This window comes from Paenibacillus sp. B2(2019) (assembly GCF_008370385.1).
GTDB lineage: Bacteria > Bacillota > Bacilli > Paenibacillales > Paenibacillaceae > Paenibacillus_AQ.
The window spans coordinates 255,241-268,744 of record NZ_VTZR01000013.1 but is presented as its reverse complement, the minus strand read 5'-3'; the positions used below and the strand labels follow the sequence as shown (position 1 = coordinate 268,744).

The window sequence follows — 13,504 nt, the reverse complement described above, 5'->3', positions numbered from 1 at the left end:
CTGCTTTTTTACAGGGGGGTTCTACTGTTAAAACTTAATGCAGATTTTTCCGAAGTGTGTACCCTTAGCCAAGTATTGCAATGCTTCAACAGATTGTTCAAATGGAAATACAGCGTCAATGATAGGGCGAAGTCCATTTTGTTCGACCGCACGGTTCATCGTCTCAAACATGTCACGGCTTCCGACATTGATGGCTTGAAGGCGTGCTTTTCTCAGAATTGCAGGGATGATTTCAAAGCCCTCGACTTGGAAGCCCGACAGACCGCCTACCAGGCTGATCCTTCCACCCACCCGCAGCGCCCCGATTGACTTATTTAATGTGGATGATCCACCGAGATCAACAATATGGTCTGCCCCGCGTCCCCCTGTCAGCTCAAGAACAGCCTTCTCCCATTCAGGGGTCTTTAAATAATTGATACCGAAATCCGCTCCCAATCCCTTTGCACGCTTAAGCTTCTCATCGCTGCTTGATGTGATGATCACCTGTGCACCGTGAAGCTTGGCAAATTGAAGCGCGAATAGTGAAACTCCACCCGTTCCTTGTATCACTACAGTCTCTCCAGCCTTCACCTTTCCTTCTTCAACAATAGCATGCCAAGCTGTAACACCAGCACAAGGAAGTGTTGCCGCTTCTTCATCAGTTAATAGATCTGGAACACGAACCAATCCCTCCTCGGGAAGCACAACATATTCTGCAAGCAACCCATCAAGCGGACTTCCAAGTGAGCTCACCCAATTTTCTTGTGTAGGTTCTCCCGAAATCCAGCTTTGAGTAAAAATACCGCTTACCCGGTCACCAATCTTGAATCTGGACGTATGCTCACCTAAAGCGACAACTTCACCAACACCGTCCGATACCGGAATTAAAGGAGAGTTCAAAATTGGGTTATAAAAACCATCAATGACACCTAAATCTCTAGCGTTAAGGGAAACTGCCCGCATTTTTATACGAACTTCACCAGAACGAGGGTTAGGAATTGGACGTTCGGCTACCTTCAGTTGATCGAGCCCAAATTCACTTTGAATTTCGTATACTTTCATGTGCAATCTCTCCTTCTTGAAGTGCATAGACATACAATAATCCATAAATTACACTTAAGTAAGGAGGCACTTTATAGTGTCCAGGGAACCAAAAAGTGCACGGGAGGACTTTATATGAACAATCCATTTTCGACGAATACCGTAGAGCCTGATATCTCGCTATCGATTTGTGGGTACAGTAAGGTCCTTGACATTATCTCCAATAAATGGACAGCTTTGGTCATCTATGCCATGGAAGATGGAATCATTCGTTACAGTGATATCAGAAGACGTATCGAAGGCATCTCTAAAAAAATGCTAACTCAAACTTTGCGGCAACTGGAACGAGATGGGTTGGTAAAGCGTGAGATTACACCTTCCGTTCCACCCATCGTAGAGTATTCTCTAACACCCCTAGGGGTATCTTTACTTGAGCCTATGAGAGCGTTAAATCGGTGGACGAGTCAAAATTATGTATGGGTTGAAAAGGCCAGAGCTTCATATGATCAAGTGGATCAAACAGAATAATTTGTGTGGGATAGATCTCTACACTCTAAGGGGGAACCAATGGTTCTCCCTTTTGTGCTGAACAGGGCATTAGCATTCATAGATATAAGATTAGTGAGTTAAATTATGGAGTGGGATTCAGTTGAATGATACAATTATTGTAATTTTATGAAATAGTAATTTTTAACATCGTCAATTAGTCGCTAGAGAGGGGATTAGGATATGGGCCTTGCTGATGATCCAGTCATTGCGATTTCTGGTTTATGGATGAACTACACGGACCGAATGGTGCTAAAGGGCATTGACCTTAAGGTATACAGCGGACAAATTATTGGCTATATCGGCCCTAACGGGGCAGGAAAGAGTACAACTGTTAAGATTATGCTCGGTCTGGTAGAAGGCTATAACGGCAAAGTAGAGATTTTCGGTAGGGATATTGCGGATGGAGATGTTTCTTACAAAAAAAGAATAGGTTATGTGCCGGAGGTAGCCGAATTATATGATAGCCTCACCGCTAGGGAGTATCTAACTTTTGTAGGTGAGTTGTATGGCATGAAACGTAGTGATGTAGATTACAAGGCTGGAAAATTAATGGCCTTGCTAGGTCTTGAGAAAGCTTATGATTCGCGGATCGCAACCTTCTCCAAAGGGATGAAACAAAAGGTACTGCTGATCTCCAGCATGCTTCATGATCCCGATATTCTGTTCCTAGATGAACCGTTGAGCGGTCTGGATGCCAATAGCGTAATGGTGGTAAAGGAGATTTTTGCATCTTTGGCGGCACAGGGCAAGACCATTTTCTATTCTTCACACATCATGGATGTAGTTGAGAAGATCAGTAGCCGGATTGTTTTGATCGATGGTGGAGATATCGTGGCGGATGGGAGCTTTGCTGAGCTAAGAGAGAAAGGCCGCGAAGGGTCGCTTGAGGATATTTTTAATCAACTAACTGGATTTGATAAATACCGTGATATTGCTGGGGAATTTGTTGCGGTCATGCAAGAGGGATATTCTCATGACTGATTTCTATGTACTGAAGCTTCTGGATAAGCTGCGAGGTGGGTTTAGCCGAATCGGAGTTGATTATGATGTGATGCGGAGTATTCTGCAGGTCAAACTGACGATGGACGGAAGAAGAACACCAACAGTGCTCGCTGGAATGCAGAAGAAGGAGGAGAAGAAAGAGGGCTCGCCGGTGCGGGTGCAATGGATTTATTTACTTTTTGGCGTCATGTTAATTCCTCTTATGATGTTAACGGGGAACTATATGCTGCAGATGAGTCTAGTGTTTGGTGTAGTGATGTTTATGATTACGACCACACTGATCTCTGATTTCTCTTCCGTGATGCTTGATCTTCGGGACAAAAACATACTGGCTTCAAAGCCAGTGAACCGCCGTACCTTGAACATGGCGAAGAGCATCCACATTCTCATTTATTTATTTTCAGTGACGCTGACCTTGACCGGACCTTCGCTGATTTTGTGCCTGTTCAAACAGGGAGTACTATTTTTTCTAATATATGCTGTTGAGATCATTCTGATGGACTGCTTTATTCTCGTCATTACGGCGCTGCTTTATTTACTGATCATGAAGTTTTTCGACGGGGAGAAGCTCAAGGATATTATTAATTATGTACAGATCATTTTGACTATAGGGATTACAGTAGGGTATCAGCTCGTTGTTAGACTGTTCGATATTGCTGAATTGAGCCTCTCTTTTAAGCCGGCATGGTGGCAGTATTTGATTTCTCCGATTTGGTTTGCGGCTCCATTTGAGATGTTGATTGGCGGGGCGAGAGATACACACTTCGTGGTGCTTTCAGTGCTAGCTTTAGTAATTCCGGTTCTGCTGATTGTGGCTTATATTAAGCTGATGCCTTTATTCGAAAAGAGCTTACAGAAGCTTTCAGAGCAAGGGAACGTTGGCAAAAGTAACGCCCGAATGGTGGACTGGTTGTCGAAAGTAACTTGTAAGAACCCGGTAGAGGGCATGTTCTTTCGTTTTAGCTGGTCAATGATGAAGAATGAGCGTGACTTCAAGTTAAAGGTATATCCGGCAATCGGTTATTCCATTGTCTTCCCGTTCATTTTTATATTTGGGATCTTTTGGGATGGAAATGCATCGTCAATCAAGGATTCGAACACATACCTGATGATTTATTTCGGTGCGACGTTACTTCAGACGGTTGTTCTAATGCTAAGGTACTCTGCGGGTTATAAAGGCTCTTGGATTTATAAGCTGATTCCTCTGCCAAACACCGCACCCATCTATCGTGGAATGCTTAAGGCAGCGATAGTTCGCCTGCTATTACCTTTATTCGCTATAGAAGCGATAGTGTATCTTTGGTTGTTTGGGCTGCGGATTGTGCCTGACTTGGTAGTCGTGCTGTTTGCAATGCTGATCTATGCGGTCATTTGTTTCCGTTCTTATCCTCCGGTACTACCTTTCTCAGAACGTTATGAGGCAGCTAAACAGAAGGATTACACCGCAAACTCCTTTGGGTTGCTATTTTTGCTGATGGGGATGGCAGGTATTCATTATGTCTTCACTTTGTTTATGGGTGGAGTTTATATCTACCTGTTGGTTCTGGTAGTTTTTAATCTATGGATATGGCGAATTACCTTTCCAAAAAATGTATCATCAACAGGTCATGGTTCAAGTTTTCCGGGTTGAGTGATTGTGTCAAATATGGACATTTTTCGCGTAATAAAAAAGGGTATAAATTCCAGTATTTACTTAGACAATCTTCTGAATACAGAGTAGAATACATCTAAAGTTTCTTTTTATGGATAACCTATAATCTTTACGCACTCTTCCATATCTGATATTCGTGTACTGATTTTTTACTTGAGAAATACGCTGAGCGATTACGGGATTCAAAACCGGTGAAGAGGTTAACTAATGGATAAAATGGGAATCCACTTTAATGTTTGGATTGTTTTACTATCATTTGTGCTAGCGGCGACAGTTACTTATTCTGCACTAAATCTGATTTCGCAAGTTTCGCGTTCTACTGGCAAAATCCGACGTCTGTGGTTGATCTCGGGAGCTTGTGTGTTAGGCTGCGGTATATGGGCAATACATTATGTTGGGATAATGGCGAATCGCTTTCCGGCGGAGGTCAATTATTATCCAGGCAGATCTATAATATCACTATTAGTTGGTGTGTTATTCTGCTATTTGGCATTCCGGATCACATCTGTTCCTCAGTTAAAGATATGGAATTTAGTAGTAGGTGGTATTCTCTTGGGAAGCGGCTTTTCGGCTATGCATTATATCGGAATGTCTTCTATGAAGATTGCGACGAGGATTCATTATGATATATGGATTCAAGCCGTTGCTGTAATTCTGGTTTTGGTTTCGTCTTATATCGGATTATTGATGTTTCAAAAGTTTAAAGAATGCGCAGGGTTTCAGCGATGGAAGCTATACTCGGCGTTGTTTATCGGATTTTCAGTTACCGGATTGCATTACACAAGTGTAAAGGCTTGTCATTTTGAATATAGCAACTTACCTGGAAGCAAACCTTTTTTTGTAGAGACTGATGTTATACTGTTAATGGCATTTTCGCTGGCAGCGCTACTTATGCTCGCAGTTTCTGCTGGCGCCGTATTTCTGGATCGCCATGTGCTTGAACGAATGGCTTATCAAGATCCACTAACAGAGCTGCCGAATCGACATGGACTAGAACGCTATTTTAAAGATGAATTTTTTGAAAGTAGATCTGGTGCTGTTTTTATTGTAGATCTAGATCGCTTTAAGTCGATTAATGATACGCTGGGACATGATATAGGTGATATGTTACTACAGGAGGTCGCTGTTAGATTAATTCGTTCTGTAGGGGATAAAGGAAAGATCTTCCGTTTAGGCGGTGACGAATTCCTGATTGCTCTTCCAGATTGCACGCTGGAGGGTGCGCAGGAAGAAGCAGGGAGTATTATGCATGAACTTAAGGAATTCTATCGTATTCAGGGCAATGAGCTATATGTTACTGCAAGTGTTGGAATCAGTATGACTCCTATGCATGGGACTGATCGCTCAGCGCTAATGAAGGCTGCGGATACGGCTCTTTATACCTCTAAAGATTCAGGTAAGAATAAATGCAGTGTGTTCGACCAGGAAGTAAATCGCCATCAGTTACGGCGGATGTCTCTAGAGAAGGATCTTCGAAAAGCTTTGGCTCGTTCTGAGTTTATGGTTGTGTATCAGCCGAAATGGGATTCTTATATGAATGTTACGGTGGGTCTTGAAGCGCTGCTGCGCTGGAGACACCCAGAGCATGGGATCATTTCACCAGCGGAATTCATTCCTATTGCAGAGGAGACCGGACTGATCGTTCCGATTACCTATTGGATGCTACATGATGTGTGTAGCCAGAACAGGTTCTGGCATAAGGAAGAGATAGCTAACGTACCGGTCTCTATTAATATGTCCGCACGGATGTTTGAGGATGGGAGTCTATACGATGTTGTAGCGGAAGCACTCACATGTGCAGAATTAGAGCCACACTTTCTCGAACTGGAGATTACAGAGTCCATTGCGATGCATAACATGAAAGAGACGGTTGCACAGCTGTCTAGACTTCGAATGCTTGGGGTAAGAGTATCGCTGGATGACTTTGGGACAGGCTTCTCCTCCCTTGGTAATTTGGATGAAATCCCAGTGAACACACTCAAGATTGACCAAGTATTTATTCGTAACAGCAAGATGCACTCCAAGAAAGCTATTATCAGTAATATTATTGCGATTGCGACTCATCTTAATATGGAAGTCGTGGCAGAAGGTGTGGAGACACCAGAGCAGATTGAATTGCTGAAATCACTGGGTTGTAGAGTCATGCAGGGTTATTATTACGGTCGGCCTATGCCTGTACATGAGCTGGGTGAGTGGTTTATAGCGAATACGGCAGCGTCGTGATCTCAATACATAGAAGAGGGGCTAGCGACCAAGCAGAATTTCTCTGCTTGGTCGCTAGCCCCTTTAAGTTTAAGAACTACCATGAATAAGAAGAATTATACTTTGAAACGTTCAATTAGAATCTGTAGCTTCTCAGCTAGCGAGGACAGGAAACCTGCAGCTGACTCCACTTCTTCCATGGCTGCCAGCTGCTCTTGTGAGGAGGCGGATAATGTTTCCGCACCGCTTGCTGTCTGATTAGCGACGTCTACAATATTCTGTAGAGTAGTAACGAGACCATCGGAGATGGAGGCTAGCTCGCGGACTGTTCCGGAAATCTGCTGACTTTGTGAAGCCATCCCAGAGACGGACATCTCAATCTGGGAGAAGGATTTACCTGCCGTAACGATTAATTCCCGGCCTTGATCCATCTCTTCTGTAGAGCGCTTCATGGTTTCTCCTGCTTGGTCCATCTGATTTACGATGATGCTTACGAGTTGTCCGATTTGAGCAGCAGATTGGGCGGATCGCTCGGCAAGCTTGCGTACGGATTGTGCAACTACCGCAAAGCCTCTTCCCTCTTCTCCGGCTCTTGCAGCTTCAATGGCTGCATTCAGCGACAGCAGATTGGTTTCTTCTGCGATGCTCGCAATCGTGCCCACAATATTCTCAATTTCCTTGGAGTAGCCGCCCAAGGTCTCAATAATGACAGCTAAATCAGTGATGCTGTCACTGACGATGCTCATCTGTTGTGTAGTAGAATCCATTGCTTCTCGACCTGTACGAGCCTTTTCGGCGTTACTGGTAGCATTATTCATTGCATTATCAGCATTTCCTGCAATCTCTGTAATGAAGTGTGACAAGTTTTGTACAGACTTATATCCACCCTCCAAATTTTGCAATTGTGTATTAGCTCCATCGGCAAGTTCAATCGAAACGTTGACACTGTACTCACCAGCACGGTTAGTTTCCTGTGCACTGGCAGAGAGCTCTTCGGATGAAGACGCCACCTGCATGGAGGTTTCATTAACTTCGGTAATGAGCATGCGCAAGCTCTGCGTCATGCCGTTGAAATTTCGAGCTAGTGTACCAATCTCATCCTTGCTGTTGAATGAAATAGGATCATGAGTAAGATCACCCTGTGCAACAAGATTTACGCCTCTGGATAGCTTCGTTAGTGGACTTACCATTCGGCGGATTAAGAGATATGCTACCACAATAGCAATAACTAGAATGGAAGTCCCGATAATAAAAGGCTGAACAATGATGTCTCGGGTCCGTTCTTGAATTAATGGGCCATCGAAGTTAATAGCCATTAGAGCGACTATAGGCTTGGACGGATCATGATCCTGATAGATGGGGCCGTAACCCGTCTTAAGTGAGGTACCTTCGTATGTATAAACCTTGGAGTAGGCGGAATGCTTAGATGTAGTGATCAATTCCTTCTCTTCATCTGAGAAATAAAAAGTGTCGCCTGCTTTATAACCTCTTGCTTTGAAGCTTGAATCTGCGGCGAGGATCTTTCCGTCTAGCGATAAAATGAACGCCTCTTTAAAAATAGCCTTATGTGCCACAATCCAACCGATCCGGTCCTCGACAGCCTCCAGTTTGCTTTGATCTCCTGCAATTAATGCGGTAATGTCTGATGGGTCAATCAGCCCGGTTGTAATATTGGCGCATCCTACCAATTCGATACCTGCTGCTTCGTCTACTTGCTTGTAAGCAGTACGATATCCGAAGAACCCGATGGATGATCCAACAAGAAGTAACACGATGAACATCATCCAAGTTAATTTAGTTGCCAATTTCATTTTTTGCACCAACCTTGACAAATTATGTTTTCGGTGACAATCGCTCTCACTGCTACGATTATAGCGTATCGTTAAGCTTAGAACCTTACATAGAATATAGTATTTTTGTGTCGGATATTGTAAAATGGTGGAAAAAATATGGAAATAAACGTGATTATGAAATGTTTAGTAGACAAAAGCATTGAATCCTAACCAGTTCTAGTGGTACGCTTGAGTTATTAAAAACGGATTGGGAGTTGAAACAAGGATGCCGCATCAATTAGATCCGTTAATAGAGCGTCTTGGATTATCCATGTGGAGAGTACAGCGTAAGATCATGTCTCAAAGGACTTTGCATAAAGAACTCGGACTTACCGTACCTCAGATGGGTCTGTTAAATATAGTAGCGAAAGAGAAAAAGTCGCGGGTGGTACAACTTGCGGAGTCTATGGAGGTCAAATCCAGTGCCATTACCGTGATGCTCGATCGCCTGGAAGCGCTGGGTTTTATTAAGCGTGAGACGGATGGATCGGACCGGAGAGCGGTTGTGGTGACCATCACCGAGCAAGGTCAGCAAATACTTGAAGAAGGACATTTCCGTTCAAAACAGCTGCTTGCTGAGCATTTATCTATACTGAAGCCGGAAGAGCTGCAAAAGTTTGCGGAGTACTACCGTATGATCGAGGATCAGGAACGGTAAATCTCTAGCTTTAGCTTATAGATACAGAAAGAAGGCCACCTTCTCCGGAGAGAAGGTGGCCTTCTTTGAAATATAATAATGATAAGTTCTAAGGTTCAATTGGTTTGTCTGGCAGCTGCGTAATATAGCTATGGGAAAGCTGTAGAAGTCTCAATGCTCGGTTGTATTCATCCTCAGTAGCAGCCGGTACTTTTCCATTATAAATAGGGTATTGGGTATTATCTTCAAAGCTGTTACCCGGAATAAGCAGTCCTGAGCTGGAGATGAAAGATCCAGAAGGTAAATAATATCTTTCTGGCAGCAAATTATAAGTCTGACTGAGTAGATCTTGACCGAAAACTAGGTTATTCTCTAATGAAATTCCAAGAAGACCAGCAGCAGTTGGCATAATATCCACTTCGCCACCGACTTGCTCTAAGGTCTGTGGTGCTGTGCTGTCTCCTGCATGAATGAGCAGAGGAATGTTTAACATATCCGCATAGGAATATTCATGACCATAAATTTCAGTCATTAATTGCTTATCATCATGATCGAGAGAATAAATAGGCAGTCCCATATGGTCTCCATAAATCATGATCACGCTGTTATCCCATACGCCATTCGCTTTAAGCTCTTCTACGAAATGTCCGAAGGCATCATCCGCATAGTTCTGGGAACGGATATAGTCACCCACAAAAGTACCTTCGTAACGCTCTGGTAGCTTCATGCGGTATTTTTCCTCAGGAATTGTGAATGGATGATGCGCTGACATCGAAATGATCTGAGCGTAGAAGGGTTGACCCTCGTTGCTCATTTCTTTCAGTTTGTCGGCAGTTTTACTATAGAGCGTATCATCAGAAGCGCCGAAGAAGAAAACATCATCTTCACCAAAGAATGAACGATCATAATAATGATCGAAGCCCAGTGAGTCATACAGCTCACCACGGTTCCAGAACTCTACGACATTGGTGTGGAAGGTTGCGGTCTGATACCCATTGTCTTTAAGCAAGCGTGGCAGACTTGGGAGCACCTTATCCACATAGGACATCGTTGCCGCACCACGTGGAGGGATGTAGGCGGATGTGTTCACTACGAATTCTGCATCCGACGTATTCCCTTGACCTACCATTTGATAGAAATTAGGGAAGTAAAGACTATCCTTCATTACCTTGTTCAGGTTCGGTGTAATCTCTTGCCCGTCTAGCTCAAGACCCAGCAAGAAGTTCTGGAAGGATTCCAATTGAATGATAATAAGATTTTTGCCTTTAGCCGTGCCATGAAGTGGAGAACTAACCGCAGTATTAATCCCCTTCACTTTGTTGATGGCATCTTGTGTAATGTCACTTGATTGCACAAGCTCTGGTTCTTCTTTTGCAAAGATCGTATAGGCTTCATAGTTAAGAATACCCATCTCCTGAGCTTTCTTAATTTCGTTCATACTAGCCTTATTAGGCAAAATGTTGAACAAGCATAAACCAAGTGAGACTGCGAATAGAACACTATATTTTATTTTTCCGTTACGACGGTTGATATTCTCTTTTTTATAGACACGGCCTTTCTTATTAAAGAAGAAATAGCCTCCTAGGACAATTATATCTGTAAAGATTAACAGGTAGTAAGGATCCATCAGTGAGAATACGCTGTTGCTGACGGCTGTGACTTGATTCACCTGTTCCGCGGCATGGTAAGTTACAATGACACCATAATATTTAAAATACATAATGGCTGCGAAAAAGATGGCTGTTACTAATAAATTGACTGTCATGTAATATCCAAGTTTTCGTTTGGAGGCGAACCGCTCAATAATACAGAAGAGCGCCCAGGCAAAAGGGATTTCTGTCAGTAATGATTTCCAAGGCAGCACATCATCAAAAATGACGCCCCAAGCCAGAAATGCTTTTAGGATAAAAAGTATTGTGAAAAACACAAAAGGTTTAATGATCCAACGTTTAATATTAAAGGATGACACAGCTTCCCCCTCTTTCTACATGATAAAACGCCATTTCTCAAACAGGACGAAACAGCACCAAGACAAAATGACTCCATAGTAATAAAATTTATTATGCAGGGCTAGCAGAAGAAAGTCAAAAACCGAAAGCGTAAGTATAAGCTTTGTGGAGTGCGTAAAGTTAAACACGCATAGGTGAAAGATGATGTTTATGCTATCCCATGGGGTTATACAGCGATTAAAGGACCGAAATAGACATTGGGAACAAAAAGGATATATGGCTAATTAAGGGAGGTGAGAATAGTTGGATCATACTGTAACCCTATCCGTTAGAACTCTCGTCGAGTATGTTTTTCGCAGCGGTAGTATTGAGCCTGGATTTCATGGTACTTCCTCTATGGTTGAAGGAACACGAATTCATCAGAAAATCCAAAAGCAATATAAGGAGGGTGACCGCAAGGAGGTCTATCTGAAAACAGAGATCCCTTATGGTAGCTTACTCTATATTGTAGATGGGCGCTGTGATGGACTGCTTGTTTCGGAGGATGGGAGCCTAACGGTCGAAGAAATCAAATCAACCTCCGGACTGCTGGACATGCTGGAAGAGGGACATGAGGTTCATTGGGCTCAGGCGCTGATGTACGCATATATGGTATCGCTGGAGCAGGAGCTTTCTTCTATTCAAGTAAAGCTTACCTATGTCCACCGGGCTACTGATGAGCAAAAAAGCTTGTACCGAACGTTGTCTTTAGATGAACTGATCTCATTTGCTAATGATACCGTAGCCAGATATGCTCCGTACGCTGAGATGATGGTTCGTCATGATGCTAAGAAAGAGCAGAGCCTTCGAGAGTTACAATTCCCGTTTCCTTCTTATCGAAAGGGACAACGGCATTTTGCCGGAGCGGTGTACAAATCCATCGTAGAAAAGGTCAGTCTGTTCGCTCAGGCGCCCACAGGCATCGGAAAAACAATGTCGACGCTGTTTCCGGTCCTTAAAGCAATGGGCGAAGGACAAGCTAAAGGATTGTTCTATTTAACGGCTAAGACGGTTACCCGTTTTGCCGCGCAGGAAGCAATCTCGCTACTGCTGACGCAGGGACTTCAGCTGCACGTCATCACACTTACTGCTAAAGAGAAGACCTGTTTTCATGATGAAGGGATTTGCGGTAAGGATTCCTGTCCCTATGCGGAAGGCTATTATGATCGGATTAATGATGCGGTAATGGATCTGTTAGAGCATGAGACACTGATGAGCAGAGACACCCTAGCACTGTATGCTCACAAACATAAAGTGTGCCCGTTTGAGTTCTCGCTGGATGCAGCCTATGCCTGTGATGCGGTGATTTGTGATTACAATTATATATATGATCCTCGGATCAGCCTGAAACGGCTAACAGAGGAGAGAAAGAGAGAAACGGTGCTTCTGGTAGATGAAGCGCATAATCTGGTAGACCGGGGGCGAGAGATGTTCTCTGCCTCTTTGCTGAAGGCCCCCTTTCTAGAAATCCAGCGTCAGTACAAGGAAGTAAACCGTAATTTGAGTGCTGCAGCTAAATCGGTGAATGCTTTTTTCATCTCCCTTCGCAAAATTTGTAATGAAGAGGGGCAAGGGCAGTGGGCTACGTTCCCGGAGGAGCTGCCAGCCTTGCTTGAGATATTTTCTTTGGAGGCGGAACAGGAACTTATTCACCCGAGCGCCAGCATTGTTCCTCAGAATGGAGAAGGAGAGAATGTTCTTCTGGATACCTATTTTGCAGTTCAAGGGATGCTTCGCACCTTTAAGACCTATGATGAACGCTACATAACCTATGCTGAGGTTCGGCGCGGCGATGTGTACTTGAAGTTATTTAATTTGGATCCATCGCATTTACTCCAACAAATGTCTAAGAGCTTTCGAAGTCAGATTCTGTTCTCTGCTACGCTTTCTCCATTATCGTACTATCGGGATATGATTGGTGCGGTGGAGGAAGATTACAGTTTAACGGTCTCATCTCCTTTTCAGAAGGAGCAATGGGAAGTGACCGTGCTGCCTGTCTCCACACGTTATCATGACCGGGAAGCTTCCCTACTCCCGTTAACTCAGGCATTGAATCAAATGGTTTCAAAGAAGGGCAATTATCTGGTGTTTTTTCCTTCATATCTTTATTTACAAAACGTATATCAGGTCTTTACGGAGAATTACCCCGAAGTACGGACTTTGATGCAGGATACAGGCATGAGTGAGCAGGCTAGAGAAACTTTTTTAGCTTCATTTAGTCCAGAGAATGACGAGACGCTGTTAGGATTTGCTGTACTCGGAGGGATTTTTTCGGAAGGTGTAGATCTGCCAGGAGACCGTCTCAACGGGGTAATGGTTGTTGGTGTTGGCCTACCACAGCTTGGTCTTGAGCGTAATCTGCTGCGTCAGTATTTTAATGCCAGAGGTAAAAAAGGCTTTGATTATGCTTATGTCTACCCGGGAATGTGCAAGGTATTGCAAGCTGGAGGCAGGCTGATTCGAAGTGAGACAGATACAGGCATTATTGTGCTTGCGGATGATCGCTTTTTGCAGAGTCCTTATAAGCATTTGCTTCCCGAAGAATGGAGAGATTATCTTATCCGCTCATAAGAGGGTATAATCTATGAAAAGGTATTCATAATCAATCGGCAGGAGGAAAAAG

9 protein-coding genes are annotated in these 13,504 nt (G+C 43.6%); 6 read left to right on the top strand and 3 right to left on the bottom strand.

The window, feature by feature from the left end; translation table 11 throughout:
* Positions 1 to 27 precede the first annotated feature (27 nt).
* Positions 28 to 1,041 (bottom strand): zinc-dependent alcohol dehydrogenase family protein, encoded by a 1,014-nt coding sequence (locus PAENI_RS11965; RefSeq protein WP_149645386.1) that lies wholly within the window; start codon positions 1,039 to 1,041, stop codon positions 28 to 30.
* A 114-nt stretch (positions 1,042 to 1,155) separates the two neighbouring features.
* Here PAENI_RS11965 and PAENI_RS11960 point away from each other — a divergent pair, with 114 nt between their 5' ends.
* From PAENI_RS11960 to PAENI_RS11945, 4 genes are all read left to right on the top strand, one after another.
* Positions 1,156 to 1,548, top strand: coding sequence for a winged helix-turn-helix transcriptional regulator (locus PAENI_RS11960; RefSeq protein ID WP_076297946.1), 393 nt, complete (start codon positions 1,156 to 1,158; stop codon positions 1,546 to 1,548).
* Positions 1,549 to 1,749: 201 nt separating this feature from the next.
* Positions 1,750 to 2,550 (top strand): ABC transporter ATP-binding protein, encoded by an 801-nt coding sequence (locus tag PAENI_RS11955; RefSeq protein WP_149645385.1) that lies wholly within the window; start codon positions 1,750 to 1,752, stop codon positions 2,548 to 2,550.
* Entirely contained in the window at positions 2,543 to 4,201 is a 1,659-nt protein-coding gene (locus PAENI_RS11950) for a hypothetical protein (protein WP_149645384.1), read from the top strand. The genes PAENI_RS11955 and PAENI_RS11950 overlap by 8 nt, the downstream gene beginning before the upstream one ends.
* Before the next feature lie 228 nt (positions 4,202 to 4,429).
* Positions 4,430 to 6,445 (top strand): bifunctional diguanylate cyclase/phosphodiesterase, encoded by a 2,016-nt coding sequence (locus tag PAENI_RS11945; protein WP_149645383.1) that lies wholly within the window; start codon positions 4,430 to 4,432, stop codon positions 6,443 to 6,445.
* A gap of 95 nt (positions 6,446 to 6,540) precedes the next feature.
* On the opposite strand, the gene PAENI_RS11940 is transcribed toward PAENI_RS11945, so the two are convergent.
* On the bottom strand, positions 6,541 to 8,235 hold the full coding sequence (locus PAENI_RS11940; RefSeq protein WP_149645382.1) for a methyl-accepting chemotaxis protein: 1,695 nt from the start codon (positions 8,233 to 8,235) through the stop codon (positions 6,541 to 6,543).
* Positions 8,236 to 8,482: 247 nt separating this feature from the next.
* Between PAENI_RS11940 and PAENI_RS11935 the strand changes: the two genes are divergently transcribed.
* Positions 8,483 to 8,914, top strand: coding sequence for a MarR family winged helix-turn-helix transcriptional regulator (locus tag PAENI_RS11935; protein WP_081382665.1), 432 nt, complete (start codon positions 8,483 to 8,485; stop codon positions 8,912 to 8,914).
* A gap of 88 nt (positions 8,915 to 9,002) precedes the next feature.
* Here PAENI_RS11935 and PAENI_RS11930 read toward each other — a convergent pair whose 3' ends face one another.
* The gene (locus PAENI_RS11930; RefSeq protein WP_149645381.1) at positions 9,003 to 10,862 is read right to left on the bottom strand and encodes an LTA synthase family protein; all 1,860 of its coding nucleotides are present in this window, start codon (positions 10,860 to 10,862) and stop codon (positions 9,003 to 9,005) included.
* Between the two features lie 283 nt (positions 10,863 to 11,145).
* Here PAENI_RS11930 and PAENI_RS11925 point away from each other — a divergent pair, with 283 nt between their 5' ends.
* Positions 11,146 to 13,452, top strand: a complete 2,307-nt coding sequence (locus PAENI_RS11925; protein ID WP_188114538.1) for a helicase C-terminal domain-containing protein — start codon at positions 11,146 to 11,148, stop codon at positions 13,450 to 13,452.
* Positions 13,453 to 13,504 lie beyond the last annotated feature (52 nt).